The organism is Bacillus sp. SIMBA_005, from assembly GCF_046535585.1.
Lineage (GTDB): Bacteria > Bacillota > Bacilli > Bacillales > Bacillaceae > Bacillus > Bacillus pumilus.
In genome coordinates this window covers 306,053-323,778 of record NZ_JAWRWI010000001.1, presented here as the reverse complement: position 1 = coordinate 323,778, position 17,726 = coordinate 306,053, and the positions used below count along the sequence as shown (strand labels likewise).

16 protein-coding genes, 1 pseudogene and 1 riboswitch are annotated in these 17,726 nt (G+C 43.6%); of the genes and pseudogenes, 1 reads left to right on the top strand and 16 read right to left on the bottom strand.

Annotated features, from left to right (window positions below):
* The first annotated feature begins 27 nt into the window (after positions 1-27).
* On the top strand, positions 28-1,737 hold the full coding sequence (locus SB660_RS01765) for an Rqc2 family fibronectin-binding protein (RefSeq protein ID WP_410581076.1): 1,710 nt from the start codon (positions 28-30) through the stop codon (positions 1,735-1,737).
* A 30-nt stretch (positions 1,738-1,767) separates the two neighbouring features.
* On the opposite strand, the gene SB660_RS01760 is transcribed toward SB660_RS01765, so the two are convergent.
* From SB660_RS01760 to SB660_RS01685, 16 genes and pseudogenes are all read right to left on the bottom strand, one after another.
* Complete coding sequence (locus SB660_RS01760) at positions 1,768-2,271, bottom strand: precorrin-2 dehydrogenase/sirohydrochlorin ferrochelatase family protein (protein WP_144462075.1); 504 nt, start codon at positions 2,269-2,271, stop codon at positions 1,768-1,770.
* Positions 2,252-3,037 (bottom strand): sirohydrochlorin chelatase, encoded by a 786-nt coding sequence (locus SB660_RS01755; RefSeq protein WP_180309031.1) that lies wholly within the window; start codon positions 3,035-3,037, stop codon positions 2,252-2,254. Before SB660_RS01755 ends, SB660_RS01760 begins: the two co-directional genes overlap by 20 nt.
* A 73-nt stretch (positions 3,038-3,110) precedes the next feature.
* On the bottom strand, positions 3,111-3,866 hold the full coding sequence (cobA, locus tag SB660_RS01750; RefSeq protein WP_058014029.1) for a uroporphyrinogen-III C-methyltransferase: 756 nt from the start codon (positions 3,864-3,866) through the stop codon (positions 3,111-3,113).
* A 29-nt stretch (positions 3,867-3,895) separates the two neighbouring features.
* Positions 3,896-4,489 (bottom strand): adenylyl-sulfate kinase, encoded by a 594-nt coding sequence (cysC, locus tag SB660_RS01745; protein ID WP_003212173.1) that lies wholly within the window; start codon positions 4,487-4,489, stop codon positions 3,896-3,898.
* Positions 4,490-4,503: 14 nt separating this feature from the next.
* The gene (gene sat / locus SB660_RS01740; RefSeq protein ID WP_058014030.1) at positions 4,504-5,640 is read right to left on the bottom strand and encodes a sulfate adenylyltransferase; all 1,137 of its coding nucleotides are present in this window, start codon (positions 5,638-5,640) and stop codon (positions 4,504-4,506) included.
* A 55-nt stretch (positions 5,641-5,695) separates the two neighbouring features.
* Positions 5,696-6,760, bottom strand: a complete 1,065-nt coding sequence (gene cysP, locus SB660_RS01735) for a sulfate permease (RefSeq protein WP_410581072.1) — start codon at positions 6,758-6,760, stop codon at positions 5,696-5,698.
* 13 nt (positions 6,761-6,773) lie between these two features.
* Positions 6,774-7,475 carry a phosphoadenylyl-sulfate reductase gene (locus SB660_RS01730; protein WP_410581070.1) on the bottom strand — a complete coding sequence of 234 codons (702 nt, stop codon included), beginning with the start codon at positions 7,473-7,475 and terminating at the stop codon, positions 6,774-6,776.
* Positions 7,462-7,581: pseudogene (locus SB660_RS01725) on the bottom strand (DUF2292 domain-containing protein); the annotation flags it as partial. The gene SB660_RS01730 and the pseudogene SB660_RS01725, both read right to left, overlap by 14 nt.
* 140 nt (positions 7,582-7,721) lie before the next feature.
* Positions 7,722-7,824: riboswitch (SAM riboswitch) on the bottom strand.
* 294 nt (positions 7,825-8,118) lie between these two features.
* Positions 8,119-8,757 carry an orotate phosphoribosyltransferase gene (gene pyrE, locus SB660_RS01720; RefSeq protein ID WP_044141967.1) on the bottom strand — a complete coding sequence of 213 codons (639 nt, stop codon included), beginning with the start codon at positions 8,755-8,757 and terminating at the stop codon, positions 8,119-8,121.
* Between the two features lie 7 nt (positions 8,758-8,764).
* Positions 8,765-9,481 carry an orotidine-5'-phosphate decarboxylase gene (gene pyrF, locus SB660_RS01715; protein ID WP_410581068.1) on the bottom strand — a complete coding sequence of 239 codons (717 nt, stop codon included), beginning with the start codon at positions 9,479-9,481 and terminating at the stop codon, positions 8,765-8,767.
* Positions 9,453-10,385, bottom strand: coding sequence for a dihydroorotate dehydrogenase (locus SB660_RS01710; RefSeq protein ID WP_058014033.1), 933 nt, complete (start codon positions 10,383-10,385; stop codon positions 9,453-9,455). The genes pyrF and SB660_RS01710 overlap by 29 nt, the downstream gene beginning before the upstream one ends.
* Positions 10,379-11,155 (bottom strand): dihydroorotate dehydrogenase electron transfer subunit, encoded by a 777-nt coding sequence (locus SB660_RS01705; protein ID WP_410581065.1) that lies wholly within the window; start codon positions 11,153-11,155, stop codon positions 10,379-10,381. The genes SB660_RS01710 and SB660_RS01705 overlap by 7 nt, the downstream gene beginning before the upstream one ends.
* Complete coding sequence (gene carB, locus SB660_RS01700; RefSeq protein ID WP_144462081.1) at positions 11,152-14,367, bottom strand: carbamoyl-phosphate synthase (glutamine-hydrolyzing) large subunit; 3,216 nt, start codon at positions 14,365-14,367, stop codon at positions 11,152-11,154. Before carB ends, SB660_RS01705 begins: the two co-directional genes overlap by 4 nt.
* A complete protein-coding gene (locus tag SB660_RS01695) occupies positions 14,352-15,446 on the bottom strand; it encodes a carbamoyl phosphate synthase small subunit (RefSeq protein WP_169056485.1) in 1,095 nt (364 codons plus the stop codon). Before SB660_RS01695 ends, carB begins: the two co-directional genes overlap by 16 nt.
* Positions 15,443-16,729: a dihydroorotase gene (locus SB660_RS01690; RefSeq protein ID WP_410581063.1), complete on the bottom strand. Its 1,287-nt coding sequence runs from the start codon at positions 16,727-16,729 to the stop codon at positions 15,443-15,445. The genes SB660_RS01695 and SB660_RS01690 overlap by 4 nt, the downstream gene beginning before the upstream one ends.
* Positions 16,713-17,636 (bottom strand): aspartate carbamoyltransferase catalytic subunit, encoded by a 924-nt coding sequence (locus SB660_RS01685; protein ID WP_058014038.1) that lies wholly within the window; start codon positions 17,634-17,636, stop codon positions 16,713-16,715. Before SB660_RS01685 ends, SB660_RS01690 begins: the two co-directional genes overlap by 17 nt.
* Positions 17,637-17,726: the final 90 nt, after the last annotated feature.

The window sequence follows — 17,726 nt, the reverse complement described above, 5'->3', positions numbered from 1 at the left end:
TGTGTGAAAGAAGAGGGTGTATCCAACATGTCATTTGACGGCATTTTTACATATGGTATGACAAATGAATTGCAAGAGACATTAACTGGCGGTAGAATTTCAAAAATTCATCAGCCATATAAACACGAGTTGATTTTTCATATCCGGGCAAACGGAAAGAATCATAAGCTTCTTTTATCCGCTCACCCGAGCTACGCTAGAGTGCAGCTCACAGAGCAGCAATATGACAATCCAAGCGAACCACCAATGTTTTGTATGCTCCTTAGAAAGCATCTTGAGGGCGGATTTATTGAGCGTTTTGAACAAATTGGATTTGACCGGGTGATCGTACTTCATGTACGAAGCCGCAATGAAATTGGCGACGAACAGACTCGAAAGCTCTACATTGAAATTATGGGAAGGCATAGTAATTTGATTCTTGTCGAAGATGACACGCAGCAGATCATCGATGGCCTAAAGCATCTTTCTCCATCTGTAAATAGCTATCGAACAGTGCTTCCTGGTAACGAATACCTTCTGCCGCCTGCGCAGCAAAAATTAAATCCGTTTGCAGTAACGAAGGACGATATTTTAAAGCATTTACGCTTTCAAGAAGGAATGATCGCAAAGCAAATTGTCGATACATTCTCTGGGGTTTCTCCGCTGTTTGCAAAGGAAGCTGTATACAGGGCCGGTCTAGCCAATCAGGAAACAATTCCAAATACACTGCTCGATATGTTCCAGCTTATTCGCATGCATTCCTTTACCCCGCAGCTCACAAGAAAAGACGGAAAAGAATATTTCTATTTATTAGAACTGCAGCATGTTGGTGGTGAAATGAAAACATTCGAATCTCTCAGCAAGCTGCTTGACCGCTTTTATTTCGGCAAAGCTGAAAGAGACAGAGTGAAACAACAAGCGTCTGACCTTGAACGGTTTGTCGTAAATGAAAAAAAGAAAAATGAAAACAAACTCAAAAAACTGAACAGAACCCTTGAAGAATCTCAAAATGCTCATAAATACCAGCTCTATGGCGAATTGCTAACAGCCAATTTATATGCCATCAAAAAAGGGGATAAAGAAGCAACTGTCATCAATTATTACGATGAAGATGGCGGAGAGGTTACGATACCGCTGAAAACAAACAAAACCCCCTCTGAAAATGCTCAGGCATATTTCACAAAATATCAAAAGGCAAAAAATGCAATAGAAGCGGTCAATGAACAAATTGAACGTACACATGAAGAGATTGCTTATTTTGATGAGTTGATTCAGCAGCTATCCTCTGCCTCACCGAAGGATTTAGAGGAAATGAGAGAAGAGCTTGTTGAGGGGAAATATTTGCGCGCCAAACAAAAGCGCAATGCCAAAAAGAAAAAAACGGCGGCCATTCAGCTGGAAACGTATGAATCGTCTCAAGGTATTCCAATTTTAGTCGGAAAAAACAACAAACAAAACGAGTATTTAACCACAAAGGCAGCTGCCCGTGACGACATTTGGCTGCACACAAAAGATATTCCTGGATCACATGTCGTCATCCGTCATCAAACGCCTGATGAACAGACGCTGCTTGAAGCGGCTCAAATCGCTGCCTACTTCTCGAAAGCAAAAGAGTCGAGCTCCGTTCCTGTCGATTACACGAAAATCCGGCATGTGAAAAAACCAAATGGAGCCAAGCCTGGATTTGTGACGTATGATCAGCAGCAAACATTATTTGTCACGCCTGACGAAGATGTCGTTCTAAAGCTGCGAAAATAATAAAAGCCGATAAAATCTTTTAAAGAGATTTTATCGGCTTTTTCTTTGTTGTTTTTTTCTTTCGATATAGAGAGCATCAAGTGCATCTACATCCTCTTGTTCAAGCAATGTCTCAATTTCCGCAGCCAGTTGTTTTGTCCGGGCTGGGCTCGCACCGCTTGTAGAGACTGAAATCGTCACTTTTCCTGCTTTGACCACCTTTGGCACGATCACATTGCCAAGCTCTGATTGGCTCACACAATTCACAAGCTGATGAGGTCGTGCTGTTTGGGCAATCCATTCATTTACCGCTGGATCGTTTGTAGCAGCGACAATGAAAAATGCATCCTCTACATCTTCAGCCTCCACTTTCTTTTCTTTCCAATGCAGGTTGTATGTATCAATGAGACGTGCCATCTCTTTAGAAATGTCAGGACTCACGATGGTGATATGGCAAGGCTCTATGCATAGCGCCTCTGCCCTTCTTGCAGCTATTTTTCCACCGCCGGCGATGAGCACTTGTTGATTGGTTAAATCAAGATGGACTGGAAGCATGGCTTACTCCTTGGAAATGAAACACATCATCTTTGTTTAAAATGGTTTCTTTAACGCGTTCAATATAAGCTGCTTTTACATGCGGATGAAAGCCAATATACCGGCATACCCGGACATCTTTCAGCCTCTCTCTCGCCTGAGCGGCTTCATTTTCAATCTCTTTCATTAAAATACCCGTAAACAACAAGTAGGGAACGAGATAAACAGGTGTATCATCATTTGCTGTTAATTTCGCAAGAACATCTCGGTAATTTGGCTCACATGCCGTAATAAAACATGGTAAGACCTCTGCGAGAGGAAGCAGCCGCCGGACATCGTCCGAAATGCCAAACACATCTCGCTTCACATCTGGATCAGAGCTTCCACGGCCAATTAAAAGAATCCGTGCTTTCCCGCCTTGATATCCTGCTTCTTTAATTCTTGCAGCAACTGCTTTTGTCACTTCTTGATTGACCCCAATTGGTTTCCCGTAGGTGACCTTCACTTGCGGGTATCGTTTTTGTACTTTCTCAATCTCAACTGGAATATCCGACTTAGCATGCATTGCAGTTAAAAGGAGGAGCGGGACGATCGCAATGTGTGTAGCTCCTTTTTTCACACAGGCTTCAAAACCTTCCTCTATAGAAGGGGCTGTCAGTTCTAAAAAACAAATTTCTTGTATTTCGGCTTCTACTAACGGCATACAGCTTTTCATAAAAGAAATGGCTTTATCTTGTGCTTCTTTTACCCTGCTTCCATGCCCAACATAAAGTACAGCTTGTTTCATGTGACTCCTCCTTCTTACTTGTTTTGTTCAGACGAAAAGACACGATCAATGCACGTGTCTTTCTCTAACATGCTCAATTCTCAATGAGAGCCGGTTCAAACCAGTTCAGCTTTTGGTGAAAATGAACGACATCTCCAACAACGATTAAGCTTGGATGCTCGATACCTTCTTTTTCAACGGTTTCAGACAGTGTCGCCACAGTGCAGCAAGTCGTCTTTTGCCTTGTCGTGGTTCCCCAGTGTATAAACGCTGCTGGCGTTTCAGGATCGCGTCCATTTTTTATCAGAAGCTGCTGCACTCTTTCTACGTTTTTGACGCCCATGTAAATCACAAGGGTATCAATCCCCGTAGCCAGCGCCTCCCACTTTTCTTCAAAATGCTCATCCTTTTGATAATGACCTGTGACAAACGCAACATTCGAGCTGAATTCACGGTGCGTCACGGGAATGCCTGCATAAGCAGCTGCTGCAATACCAGAGGTAATTCCCGGGACAACTTCATATGGAATTCCGTGCTCAGCTAAGCATTCGATTTCTTCACCGCCGCGTCCAAATACAAAGGGGTCGCCGCCTTTCAGCCGGACGACCACATTCCCTTCCTTTGCATGGGTGACAAGAGCTTCATTGATGGCTTCCTGTCTCATCGTATGATGATTCGGGAGTTTGCCGCAATAAATTAATTCCGCCTCAGGTTTGGCGTGGGCGAGTATTTCTTGATTGACAAGACGATCATATAAAATGACATCTGCCTGCTGTATTGCCTTATGGGCTTTTAATGTGATTAAGTCTGGATCTCCAGGTCCAGCCCCCACAATGTATACTTTCCCCATCGTGCTTTTCTCCCCCTGCCATCAGGCGATTATTTCGCTTTTCCTTTTACATAATCAACAAGACGCTGTTTGGACTCTTCACGGGATAATTCACCTGTATCTAGAACGAGCTCAGGTGCTGCCGGCTCTTCATATGGTGAATCAATTCCGGTGAAAAATGGAATTTCTCCATTTCTAGCTTTTTTATATAACCCCTTTGGGTCACGCTCTTCACATACATTCAAATCACATTTCACAAACACTTCGTGAAACTCTCCCGCTTCAACTAACTGTCTGACAATGCGGCGGTCTTCTTGAAATGGTGAAATAAAAGCCGTGATGACAATCGTTCCTTGCTCAACAAATAATTTCGCCACTTCTCCAATGCGGCGGATGTTCTCTTTTCTGTCATCATCTGAAAACCCTAAATCTTTATTCAGACCATGCCGCACATTATCGCCATCAAGAACAGTGACTTGATAACCTTGTTCAAACAGCTCTCTAGCCGCTGCATTTGCGATTGTTGATTTACCTGATCCACTTAGACCTGTGAGCCAAATAATGCCGCTTTTATGATTGTTTTTCTGTTGATATTCTTTTTTTGTAATAGATGAATCATGCCACACGATATGTTCGTTGCTCATGTCATACCCTCCCATTAAGATACCGTCGTTTTTAATCCTTCGATTAATGTTTCAATGACCTCTTTTCGGCTGAACGTGCTTGGCGGTAATTCTCCGTTTCTGAGCATCGTTCGAACCTTTGTACCTGAAAGAATGACATGCTCGCTTTTATCGTGAGGACATGTTTTTGGCGTTGCCATTGCTTCACATGTATTACAGTAGAAGCTATGTTCAAATTTTAACGGGGTAATACCAATTTCTTCGCTTGTAAACTGTTCAAATAACTCCTGCGCCTCATATGTGCCGTAATAATCACCAACACCTGCATGATCTCTTCCGACAATAAAGTGAGTACAGCCGTAATTTTTACGGACAAGCGCGTGAAAGATTGCTTCCTTTGGTCCAGCATAACGCATTGCCGCAGGAAAAACACCTAAAAAGACGCGATCCTTAGGGTAATAACCGTTCAATAACACTTGATAGCTTTTCATTCTCACGTCTGCCGGAATATCGTCTGATTTTGTTTCACCGACAAGTGGATTTAAAAATAATCCATCGACGGTTTCAAGTGCTGTCTTTTGAATATATTCATGGGCACGGTGAACAGGGTTTCTCGTTTGGAAACCAACAATCGTTTTCCAGCCGTTCTCTTTAAAATGACGTCTTGTTTCTTCCGGCTCATACGTAAATTGAGGGAATGGTTTTTCGCTGCGTTTCGTCAGTGTGATTTTACCACCAATGTATGTGTCACCGCGTTCAAATAATTTTTTCACACCTGGATGATTGCGGTCATCAGTTTTATACACATTCACCGCTTCTTTTTCCTTATCTGGTGTGTATTGATCCTCTACTTCAATCACGCCATATACAGTTCCATTATACGATAGACGCACAATATCGCCTTGATGGATTTCCCCTGCCTTTTCCTTTGTCACTGGCAATGTAATAGGAAGAGACCAAACGACACCACTTGCTAGCCGCATACTGCTCACAACAGATTCATAATCAGCTTTTGTTAAAAACCCCTCAATTGGACTATACCCACCAATTGCTATGAGTTCAAGGTCTGCAAAAGAGATAGCATCTAGTTCAATTTCCTTTGCAGCCGTGCTGAGATCATATTCTTCATTTACTCGATTAATTAATACGCCACCATGTGGTGTTAAACTCATTTGTATCTTCCTCTCAATGTTCATATTTAGTAGATGTTAATAGTCGGATTTAACATTAAATCCCGCCGCCCTGTTCATGAATCGAGCTGCTTTCATTTTTGACTGCCTTCATCAAACTTAGCGCACCAAGTGAGGCAAGCAGTACACTCATCATGATAAAAATAGAGTAATAGTCACCTTTTAAGAAAAGGCTCACTAGCAAATACGATAGACTAAGTGATAAAAAGGGTGATACTACCCACACTTTCAGCATTTTTTTCACCACATGTTTATGAAAAATATTAGGTCCACCTTTTGCCATGCCAAGTCCAATGATAGACGAGGAGGTGATTTGGGTAAGTGGAACTGGCAGCCCAAAAATAGAGCTGACGATGACAAGTCCAGCACCGGTACCGGAAAGCAATATCCCTTCGCCCGTTTGATAGCGGGTGATTTTCTTTCCGTTTGTTTCCAGCACCCTTCTTCCTAATAAAAGAGCACCCAGTGCAACGAAAAGTCCGCCGTAAAGCGTTCCTTGCCCAACGGATAAAATGCCTGAAGCAACAAGGGGGCCTACAGCATTTGCGACATTGTTCATCCCAGCAGAAAATGCTTCTAGAAATCCACTGATGATCAAAATTATCAATAAAATCAAAGTGCCTTTTTTTGAAAAGGTTCGTTTCGGGAACATTCTGATGATTTTGACTACAATGAATGTAAAAAGAAATGCAACAATAGGAATGATGACCCAAAAGGACACGATGACTAAAATGGATTTCACATACAATACTTTATACGCGACCGCCACTCCAACGACAGCACCTACTGTCACCTCACTCGTTGATAAAGGGATAGCCATCAAATTCGCTATAAAGAGCGATAATGCAGCAGAACCAATAATAATACATACAATTTCAAGTGTAATGACGGATTCAGGCATAATGCCAGAGCTGATGGTTTTGACGACCTCACCGCCGCCAATGACTGAACCTGCTAAAATCCCAACTGCACATACACTGAGTGCATAGATCGGCTTTCGAATCGCACCTGATCCGTATGCGATGCCCATTGAAGCAGCTGCACCACTTGCGCCAATGTTTAGCGCGAAAAATAAACTAAATAAAATTGCGGCAATTTCCATACATTATGCTCCCTTACTCATGTAATCCGCACTCAGTCTTAGCTGTGCCTGACCATCTGCCAGACCGCAGATCCTCGGCAGTAAATGCTGGCTGTGTACACGGCGCACAGCCGATACTTGGATATCCTTGATCATGCAGCGGATTATAAGTAAGTTCCTCTCTAGATGCATATCTCCATATGTCCTTCCACGTCCAGTGGATAAGCGGACATACTTTCACTGATTTGAATTTTTCATCCTTATTTAAAAAGTTCGTCCCTGCTCGCTTAGGTGACTGCTCTCTTCGTAAGCCAGAAAGCCATGCCGGATAGCCTGATAATGCTTCTTGCAAAGGAATGACCTTACGCATATGGCAGCAGCTTTGAGGGTCCGTTTTCCATAGTTGATCACCATGCTGCTCGTTTTGCTCCTCAACCGTCAGCTCAGGGGTTTTCAGCACAATATCTAAACCTGGGTATCTTTCCTTTACCGCATCAATTGTGTCATACGTTTCCTTAAAATGCAGACCTGTATCTAAAAAGACAATTCTTGCATCCTTTTTTACTTTCGCAATCAAATCAACGAGGACGATGCCTTCAATACCAAAACTACATGCATATACGAGCTGATCACCATAATGACCATATGCCCATTTCAGCACAGATAAGGCCCCTTTATACAAATCGTCTTCTTGAAATGTAATGGACGGCTCTTGCCAATTCTCATAAGTTAACATTGTTTCTCCCCTTCCGGAGTATCACTACTCTCCGCAATACGTCAACTGAATTTTTTCTGTCTTCTTCCACTTGAATCACTTGACCGTCCTGAACAATCAGTGTAACTAAACTGAATCATATCCCCAATCAGTTTCTGCATAGGCTTCAATTAAGTCTTCATCCTGCTTTTGCTCTCACTTCCTCCTCACCGTTAAAATAAAAAAACTCCCTTTCAGTCCGAAAGAAAGATGAGGAAGCTCACGATTTCCTTATCTTTCAAAATAGAATCATTTTGCAGGATGTAGCACCTTGCAAATCGCAGGTTGCCGGGCTTCATCGGGCCAGTCCCTCCACCTCTCTGGATAAGTGTTTTAATTTGTCTTAAATATTAACACAATTCAAACAAAAGTCAACCCGACTTTATTGATAGGATTAGTTTTTATTTAAATTTGAGTCTATTTTACTATTTTCACCAAATAAAAAAGCTGTGCGGGTTCGCGCAGCTTCAGATTGTATTCAGCGTGATAGAAAACCTTTGCAGTCTAGGAAAGACGAGTACCAGAGCGGAGCGAATTAAACATTCGTGAGCACTGGCACGTAGTCCTGACAAAGAATGCGAGGGTTTGTCTACACGCTGAAAGCTGTGCGGAGAGGCGCAGCTTTTTAGACGGTTTCTTCCATCCAAGATTCAGAGGAAGGATCTTGTCTCCAGCGTTTCAATTTATTCATAGCAGAAGGCTCAATCGCTTTCAGCTCAAGTGCCACGTCTGTCAGGGTGTCATAGTCTGTTAGGGTGACATATGGAATGTTTTTCTCTTGGAATGCTGCCGCAGCTTTTGGCAGACCGTATGTGAAGATTGCAGCAACGCCTAGTACGTCACAGCCCGCTTCTTGAAGAGCAGCGACCACTTCAAGCACACTGCCTCCTGTTGAAATCAGATCTTCTACGACAACCACCTTTTGACCTTTTGATACGGCACCTTCAATTTGATTTCCTTTTCCATGTGCTTTTGGTTTACTTCTGACATAACACATCGGGACGTTCAGACGGTCTGCCGCTAAAGCCGCATGCGGGATGCCTGCTGTTGCAGTACCAGCAATCACCTCTGCTCCCTCAAAATGAGTGAGAATCAACTCTTTAAGACCTTCAGCAATGTCGTGTCTGACTTCTGGATAGGACAAGGTGAGACGATTGTCACAATAGATCGGTGATTTGATACCGCTTGCCCATGTAAACGGTTCGTCTGGTTTCAATGAGACCGCTTTGATTTGTAATAGGTGTTTAGCGATTTTTGTTTTCATCTGGCAGTCACTCCCACTCTTTCAAAATTTGATGATAGGCTTCCAATGGTTTTTCAGCTTTTGTGATTGACCTTCCGACAACAATTTGTGAAACACCTTGCTCTTTTGCATAAGCAGGGGTTGCCACACGCTTTTGATCATCGGTTTGATCATCGGTTTGATCATTTAGTAAACGAATCCCTGGCGTAACAGTGAGGAAGTCAGGTGAGATGTGCTCATGAAGGGCTTTGGATTCATGAACAGAGCAAACAACACCGTCTAGTCCACTTTCATATGCCAATTGACCGTACCGAATAACAGTCTCTTGCAGCGGACGGTCTATGAGTAATTCGCTTCTCATCATGTCTTCAGATGTACTCGTCAGCTGAGTCACAGCAATAATGCCCGGACGTTTTTGTCCAGCAGGCGTTCCGCTTTCAAGCCCTTCTAACGCAGCTTGCATCATCTGTTTCCCGCCAGCAGCATGTACATTAACTAGATCAACGCCAAGTGCGGCAAGCCGGTTCATTGCTTTTTTCACCGTTGTTGGAATGTCATGTAATTTGAGATCGAGGAAAATGTGGCAATTTTTTTCTTTAAGCGCCTCAAGGATGACAGGTCCTTCTTGGTAAAACAGCTCCATGCCGACCTTCACAAATAACGGTGTCCCTTCAAAGGGTTCTAAAAAGGCGAGCGCCTCCTGCCCTGATGGAAAATCAAGCGCGATGATGGGCAAGTGCTTCATGTTTCCAGCTCCTTCCGATACATTCCTCTACAGATGAATACCCATAGGCTGATAATACTTTTGGCAGTTCTTCAATGATTTCTGGGCAAATAAATGGGTTCACAAAATTGGCTGTGCCAACAGCTACTGCACTCGCTCCTGCTAGTAAAAATTCAAGTACGTCTTCAGCATTTTGCACCCCGCCCATTCCGATAATCGGGATAGACACTGCTTGACTGACCTCATGTACCATGCGCACAGCAACAGGTTTGACCGCAGGGCCTGATAATCCGCCTGTTTTATTGGCAAGAATCGGTTTCCCCGTTTTTAAATCTAAACGCATACCGATTAACGTGTTAATCATCGTGAGTCCATCCGCTCCAGCAGATTCAATCGCTTGAGCAATCTCCACAATATTGGCTACGTTAGGAGACAGTTTGACATAGACAGGAACGGAGGACACGTCCTTCACCGCTTTTGTCAATGCTGCTGCCATTTGAGGATCTGTACCAAAGGCAATTCCGCCTGTTTTGACATTTGGACACGAGATATTCAGTTCAAGGGCATGGACATTTTTTGCTTGGCTGATCTGCTTCGCTACTTCAACATAATCATCGACCTGTGAGCCAGCGACGTTTGCAATAATAGGCGTATCAAACTGCTCAAGCCAAGGCAATTCATTTTCAAGCACGCCTTTTAGGCCAGGATTTTGAAGACCGATGGCATTGAGCATCCCGGCACCTGTCTCCGCTACCCTTGGTGTCGGGTTGCCAAATCTCGGTTCTAAGGTTGTGGCTTTGATCATGATACCGCCAAGCACGGATAAGTCGTATAATGAAGCAAATTCTCTTCCGAATCCAAAGCAGCCTGACGCCGGAATAATTGGATTCTTTAAAGATAAGCCTGGTAACTCAACGTTTAGCATGACAATGCCACCTCCTCTGCTTTAAATACAGGTCCGTCCAGACAGACTTTGACGTAAGCTTTTTCGTGCTGGTCTGTATGACAAACACATGCAAAGCAAGCACCAATTCCGCAGCCCATTCGCTCTTCCATTGAAATGTAGACAGGCTTATCGGGGTAAGAGTCTTTTATTGCTTTTAACATAGGGGTCGGCCCGCAAGAAAGCATGACATCAAAACTCAAATCATTCTCTTCAATAACACTTGTCACGAAGCCCTTTGCGCCATATGTCCCATCAACTGTTGCAATAAATGTATCTCCGAGTGCTTGGAATTTCTCCTCGTAAAATATATTCTTTTTCGATTGAAAGCCAAGGACATGCTTGACGATGACGCCTTTTTTCGTTAAACGCTTGGACAGCTCATATAAAGGCGGTACTCCAATCCCGCCGCCGACTAGTAACGCTGTCTGACCTGGCTGAACAACTGAAGGATCATATCCGTTGCCAAGCGGCCCTAATACATCAACGGATTCCCCATCCCGCTTTTGGGAAAGGAGCTTTGTGCCCTCTCCCTCTGCGCGATAGATGATGGTTGCTTCTTGTTTCTCGGCATGAATATTGGCAATACTGATCGGTCTTCTCAGCAGCGGTGTCATGGACTCACTGACCTTGATATGAAGAAATTGTCCAGCCGTTTGAAAGGAGTCCACAAGGTCACCTTTTAATGTCATTTCGTAAATATGATCAGCGATCTCTCGATTTGAGACGACCGTCAAGTATGCTTTTTTCATATCGTTACCGTCACCTCAGCATTCGTTTTCACTTCTGGCATTTCGTCCGCTCTAAATGTCATGCTTTCTAGTACTCTTAAAATCGCTTCTGCTGTATCTAGCGACGTTAAGCAAGCTACGCCATTTTCAACAGCTTCACGTCTGATTCTAAAGCCGTCTCTTGCCGGCTGTTTTCCTTTTGTCAGAGTGTTGATGACAAATTGGGCTTCCCCGTTTCGAATGACATCGAGAAGATTTTTGCCTTCTTCTCCTATTTTGCCGACAACACTTGATGGGATGGAGGCTTGTTTTAAGTAATTCGCTGTTCCTTCTGTCGCTAAAATATGGTAGCCGATTGAATGGAATCTTCTCGCAATCTCAAGTCCTTCTTCTTTATCCTTATCAGCAACTGTCAGAAGAACTGTCCCATCTTTAGGAATTTGAATGCCTGATGCAATTAATCCTTTGTAAAGAGCTTTTTCGATTGTGACATCTTTCCCCATGACTTCACCTGTTGATTTCATTTCAGGTCCGAGTGTAATATCGACTCTTCTTAGTTTCGCAAAAGAGAAGACTGGAACTTTGACGTACACCCCTTCTTGCTCTGTGTGAAGTCCTTCTTCGTAGCCATAGTTTTTCAGTTTTTCTCCTAAAATGACCTTTGTCGCCAGGTTTGCCATCGGGATGCCTGTGATTTTACTTAAGAAAGGTACTGTCCGGCTTGAACGCGGGTTCACTTCAAGTACGAACACTTCACCTTTTGAGAGAACAAATTGAATGTTTAGCAGCCCAATAATGTTGAGTCCTTTTGCAAGCTTGATCGTGTATTCTGCGATCTTCGCTTTGATCTCTTCAGACAATGTTTGCGGCGGGTAAACCGCAATCGAGTCACCAGAGTGAACTCCAGCTCTTTCAATGTGTTCCATAATGCCTGGGATCACGACAGTTTCGCCATCAGACACGGCATCTACTTCGATTTCTTTTCCTGTCAAATACTTGTCAATGAGCACTGGGTGCTGCGGATTGACTTTCACTGCATTCTCCATGTAGTGAAGAAGCTCAGCTTCTTGATAAACGATTTCCATTGCGCGACCGCCTAATACATAGGAAGGGCGGACAAGGACTGGGTAGCCGATCTGATTGGCAATCGCTACAGCTTCTGGCACAGATGTAGCTGTTTTCCCTTTAGGCTGCGGCACGCCAAGTGCTTCTAATGTTTGTTCAAACTTGTCTCGGTTTTCCGCGCGATCAAGATCTTCAAGGGAAGTTCCAAGAATCTTAACCCCTCTATTTGATAATTCGTCGGCTAAGTTAATTGCTGTTTGTCCGCCAAACTGAACGACAACACCTTCTGGTTTTTCAAGGTCGATGATGTGCATCACATCTTCTACAGTAAGTGGTTCAAAGTAGAGCTTGTCTGAAATACTAAAGTCTGTTGAGACCGTTTCAGGGTTGTTGTTAATAATAATTGCTTCATACCCTGCTTGTTTAATTGCCCACACAGAATGAACGGTCGCATAATCAAATTCTACTCCTTGACCGATTCTGATAGGACCTGAGCCTAATACGATGACGCTTTTCTTGTCTGTACGTTCTGATTCATTTTCATCTTCATATGTGCTGTAGAAATATGGCGTCTCTGATTCAAATTCAGCTGCACAAGTATCTACCATTTTGTAAACAGGTACGATGCCTGCTTCTTGTCTTAGCGTGTAGACATCCGCTTCTTTCATATTCCACTCGCGGCTAATATAGATGTCTGAGAAGCCTTTTTCTTTCGCTTCTTTTAATACGGCTCTATTGCCTTTGTTTTCTTTTAATGTCTTTTCAAAAGCGATGATGCCTTCCAGCTTATGAAGGAAGAAGTAATCAATTTTTGAGAATTCATGTATCTGTTCAACCGTATAGCCTCTTCTAAGCGCCTCGGCGATATAGAATAATCGTTCGTCTCCCGCCTTGATAATCCGCTTTTCAAGCACTTCGTTTGTGATATCTGCTTCATCTTTTAATTCAATGTGATGCACATCAGCTTCAAGTGAACGGACAGCCTTTAGAAGAGACTCTTCTAATGTACGGCCGATCGCCATTACTTCACCCGTTGCTTTCATTTGCGTGCCAAGACGTCTGTTGGCAGATTCGAATTTATCAAACGGCCAACGCGGAATTTTAGACACAATATAGTCAAGTGCCGGTTCGAAGGCAGCATAGGTTTTACCTGTGACAGGGTTCATCATTTCATCGAGCGTTAAGCCGACAGCAATTTTCGCTGCAAGTTTGGCAATTGGATAACCAGTTGCTTTCGACGCAAGTGCAGAAGAACGACTCACGCGCGGGTTTACTTCGATGATATAGTATTGAAAGCTGTCTGGATCAATTGCCAGCTGTACGTTACATCCCCCTTCAATACCAAGTGCCCGGATCAGCTTGAGCGACACATTGCGAAGCAGCTGATATTCACGGTCACTTAACGTTTGGCTTGGCGCCACAACGATACTGTCACCTGTGTGGATACCGACTGGATCAAAGTTTTCCATGTTACAAACAACGATCGCATGATCACCGCTATCACGCATGACTTCATATTCAATTTCTTTAAAGCCTGCAATACTTTTTTCAAGTAAGCATTGTGTGACTGGGCTTAGCTTCAAACCATTTTCGACGATTTCCTTCAGCTCTTGCTCGTTTGTACAAATTCCGCCGCCTGTTCCGCCTAATGTATAAGCTGGTCTCACAATGACAGGGAAACCGATTTGGTTCGTAAACGCCATCGCTTCTTCGAGGTTATGGATGATTTCACTTTCTGGTACAGGCTCATTTAGTTCATTCATCAAATTACGGAATAGATCTCTGTCTTCTGCTTTTTGAATAGCTGACAGCTTTGTACCGAGTACTTCAACACCGCATTCAGCTAATACGCCAAGGTCTGATAATTCAACAGCAAGGTTCAATCCAGTTTGTCCGCCAAGTGTTGGCAAAATCGCATCAGGACGTTCTTTTCGAATGATTCGTGTTAAGAATTCTGGTGTCAGTGGTTCGATGTATACCTTATCGGCCATTTCTGTATCTGTCATGATGGTCGCTGGATTGGAATTCACAAGTACGACTTCATAGCCTTCTTCTTTTAGTGCTAAGCAAGCCTGTGTGCCTGCATAGTCAAACTCTGCTGCCTGACCGATGATGATTGGACCTGATCCGATGACTAAAATCTTTTTGATGTCTACGCGTTTTGGCATACTTCTTCCCCTTCTTTCTCAGTTGTATGAATCATGTCCATGAACTGGTCGAATAAGTAGTTGGCATCTTCTGGACCAGGTGATGCTTCTGGGTGGTACTGGACAGTGAATGCTGGTGCTTCTTTATGTTTTAATCCTTCAATTGTATTGTCGTTTAGGGCGATATGTGTGACTTCGAGCACATCCTCGTTAATGGCACTAACTGTGTAGCCGTGGTTTTGAGATGTCAGTGTCACCTTGCCGGTTGCTAGTTCTTTCACTGGGTGATTCGATCCTCTGTGACCGAATTTCATTTTTTCAGTACTTGCGCCGCATGCAAGTGCGAATAATTGATGTCCAAGGCAAATGCCAAAGAGCGGAACCTTTCCAATCAATTGCTGAATCATCTCGACTGCTTCTGGTACATCAACAGGATCCCCAGGACCGTTTGAAAGCATGATTCCATCAGGCTTTAACTGCAGGACTTCATCTGCCGTGATATTGTACGGCACCACGATGACATCACAGTCCCTTTTATTGAGCTCACGCAAAATGCCGTGCTTCATGCCGAAATCGACAAGGACAATTCTTTTTCCTCTTCCTGGGCTTGGGTACGCATTTTTCACAGAAACTTGACTCACTTGATCAGTTGGCAGCTGCATTGTTTGAAGGCGGTGAACCACGTCTTCTACTTCTTCATCCGGTCCTGCAAATGCCCCTCTTAACGTTCCTGCACTTCGAATCATTCTCGTCAGCTTTCGTGTATCGATTCCGCTAAGCCCTGGAATGTTTTTCATTTTCAAATACTCATCGAGCGAGTATGAAGAGCGCCAGTTTGAGGGCTTTTCACAAAGCTCCTTCACAATCAGCCCTTTTACAAACGGTGTGATCGATTCAAAATCATCACGGTTAATGCCGTAGTTGCCGATAAGCGGATAAGTGAGTGTGACAATTTGTCCGCAGTATGATGGATCAGACAAAATTTCTTGATAGCCTGTCATCCCTGTATTAAAGACAACTTCTCCGACTGATGATTCTAAGCTGCCAAAGCCTGTTCCTTCGAATACTGTTCCGTTTTCTAGCACTAAGCGTCTCTTCATTTTACTAGTCTCCCCTCTTCATACACGACTTTCCCAGATGCAAGTGTCATGACCGGCCATCCTGATACAGTCAATTTGTCAAACGGTGTATTTTGTCCTTTAGATAAGAAGCTCTTTTTATCGATTGCCTTTTCTTTGTTTAAATCAATGAGTGTCATATCAGCTGTTTGTCCTTCTTCCAGCTTTCCATAAGGAAGGGAGAAAGCTTCTGCTGGCTTGATCGTCATATAATCAACGAGTTCTTTTAATGTCCATTCGCCCGTTTTGACAAATCGTGTATACAGAAGCGGGAACGCTGTTTCAAGCCCGACTATTCCAAAAGGTGCGCGCTGCATCGTTTCGTTCTTTTCTTCTTCTGTATGCGGCGCATGGTCTGTTGCGATGAAATCAATCGTTCCATCTAACAGTCCCTCGATGAGTGCCTCGCGATCCTCTTTTCCTCTGAGCGGCGGGTTCATTTTATAGTTCGTATCAAGCCCTGGGATGTCTGCATCACATAAGAGCAGGTGATGCGGTGACACCTCTGCCGTCACACGGATGCCTGCTTTTTTTGCATCGCGAACGACTCGCACAGATTCTTTTGTACTGATATGACATACATGATAATGACAGTTCGCTGCTTCTGCTAAAAGAACATCTCTTGCAATATGCACCGATTCACAAATGGACGGTATTCCGTTTAATTCATTTGCTTTTGAAAACTCTCCTTCATGAACGCATCCGCCGTAAATAAGCGAGTTATCTTCACAGTGTGCCACAATTGCTTGATCAAGGCTTGCCGCCTTTTTCATCGCTTCGTACATCATGCCTGCTGTTTGGATGCCTACTCCGTCATCTGTGAAAGCGAAGGCGCCTGCTTCTTTTAGTGCTGCAAAGTCTGTCATCTCTTCCCCAATTTGTCTAGTTGTGATGGAGGCATATGGCAGTACTCTGACAGAAGAAGTCTCTTCGATCCGATTCATGAGCCATTCCATTTGCTCTTTTGTATCTGGAACTGGACGTGTATTAGGCATCGCTGCGATCGTTGTATAGCCACCTCTTGCTGCTGCTTTAGAACCTGTTTCAATCGTTTCCTTTTTCTCTCCGCCTGGCTCTCTTAAATGTACATGCAGATCAATTAAGCCTGGTGAAACAAATAGCCCTTTAGCATCAATGACCTCTTCTCCGTCTTCTCTTTCTAAGTGACCAATCGCTTGAATCACTTCTCCTTCTACCCTAATATCCTGCTGCACTTTTTCACCTGTGCTTGTTAAGATAAAACCGTTTTTAATGAGATACGACATAGACAGAATCTCTCCCTTTTTGATGTAGTCTGCTATTTTGAAAAGCTCTTTTTAATACCGCCATTCGGACATAAACGCCATTTTCCATTTGCTTGAAAATTCGTGACTGCTTTGATTCCACTAAAGAATCATCTATCTCCACACCTCTATTTACTGGCGCTGGATGCATGATAATGGCTCGTTCTTTCATGTTGTTTGCCCTGTTTACCGTTAATCCATAAGTCGATAAGTAATCTTCATTGCCCATTTTTTCAGCGTGCCGTTCATGCTGGATTCTAAGCAGCATCACCACATCAGATTGTCTAATGGCTTCGTCTACTTGGACATACGTTCCGTGAGGATTTTGCTCATCTTGGAAGGAAGCAGGCCCTGAGAAAAGGACTGTCGCTCCGAGCCTTGAGAGTACTTCAGCATTCGACCTTGCCACTCTGCTGTGCTTGATGTCTCCATGAATCGAAATCGTTAAGCCCTCAAAGCAGCCAAACTCTTCATAGATGGTCATTAAATCAAGCAGTGATTGGGTCGGGTGCTGCCCGCAGCCATCTCCAGCATTGATGATGGGAATCCCAACCTTCCCGATTAGCTCGTTGTAGTATTCATCAGTGCTGTCTCTGATCACACATGCTTTCACGCCAATGGATTCGAGCGTTTTTACCGTATCGTATAATGTTTCGCCTTTTTGGACGGAGGTGCTTGCCGCATCTAAGTTCAGTACATTCATCCCCAGTTTCTTTTCAGCGACTTCGAAGCTAAATCGTGTTCTTGTGCTTGGTTCAAAGAAGAGGTTTGCTACAAATTCTCCCGCTAAGCCAAGCTCTTGTTTCCCTTTTTTGAGAGCCGTTGCTTCTTCAATCAGCTGTAAAATCTCTTCTTTAGATAAGCTGCTCATTGTCGATAGATTATTCATTTTTTCTGCCCCCTCTAGTTTTTCATCACTTTCAGGTTCAAAAAAACCCTAAGCCTCGGCAGCTTAGGGTTCTCCAAAAGAAGCAGCGGC

What these genes read in the sequence shown, in the direction of transcription:
- SB660_RS01765 (WP_410581076.1), top strand. Translation starts at nt 28, where the DNA reads ATGTCATTTGACGGCATTTTTACATATGGTATGACAAATGAATTGCAA.
- SB660_RS01760 (WP_144462075.1), bottom strand. Translation starts at nt 2,271, where the DNA reads ATGCTTCCAGTCCATCTTGATTTAACCAATCAACAAGTGCTCATCGCC.
- SB660_RS01755 (WP_180309031.1), bottom strand. Translation starts at nt 3,037, where the DNA reads ATGAAACAAGCTGTACTTTATGTTGGGCATGGAAGCAGGGTAAAAGAA.
- cobA (WP_058014029.1), bottom strand. Translation starts at nt 3,866, where the DNA reads ATGGGGAAAGTATACATTGTGGGGGCTGGACCTGGAGATCCAGACTTA.
- cysC (WP_003212173.1), bottom strand. Translation starts at nt 4,489, where the DNA reads ATGAGCAACGAACATATCGTGTGGCATGATTCATCTATTACAAAAAAA.
- sat (WP_058014030.1), bottom strand. Translation starts at nt 5,640, where the DNA reads ATGAGTTTAACACCACATGGTGGCGTATTAATTAATCGAGTAAATGAA.
- cysP (WP_410581072.1), bottom strand. Translation starts at nt 6,760, where the DNA reads ATGGAAATTGCCGCAATTTTATTTAGTTTATTTTTCGCGCTAAACATT.
- SB660_RS01730 (WP_410581070.1), bottom strand. Translation starts at nt 7,475, where the DNA reads ATGTTAACTTATGAGAATTGGCAAGAGCCGTCCATTACATTTCAAGAA.
- pyrE (WP_044141967.1), bottom strand. Translation starts at nt 8,757, where the DNA reads ATGAAAACAAAAATCGCTAAACACCTATTACAAATCAAAGCGGTCTCA.
- pyrF (WP_410581068.1), bottom strand. Translation starts at nt 9,481, where the DNA reads ATGAAGCACTTGCCCATCATCGCGCTTGATTTTCCATCAGGGCAGGAG.
- SB660_RS01710 (WP_058014033.1), bottom strand. Translation starts at nt 10,385, where the DNA reads ATGCTAAACGTTGAGTTACCAGGCTTATCTTTAAAGAATCCAATTATT.
- SB660_RS01705 (WP_410581065.1), bottom strand. Translation starts at nt 11,155, where the DNA reads ATGAAAAAAGCATACTTGACGGTCGTCTCAAATCGAGAGATCGCTGAT.
- carB (WP_144462081.1), bottom strand. Translation starts at nt 14,367, where the DNA reads ATGCCAAAACGCGTAGACATCAAAAAGATTTTAGTCATCGGATCAGGT.
- SB660_RS01695 (WP_169056485.1), bottom strand. Translation starts at nt 15,446, where the DNA reads ATGAAGAGACGCTTAGTGCTAGAAAACGGAACAGTATTCGAAGGAACA.
- SB660_RS01690 (WP_410581063.1), bottom strand. Translation starts at nt 16,729, where the DNA reads ATGTCGTATCTCATTAAAAACGGTTTTATCTTAACAAGCACAGGTGAA.
- SB660_RS01685 (WP_058014038.1), bottom strand. Translation starts at nt 17,636, where the DNA reads ATGAATAATCTATCGACAATGAGCAGCTTATCTAAAGAAGAGATTTTA.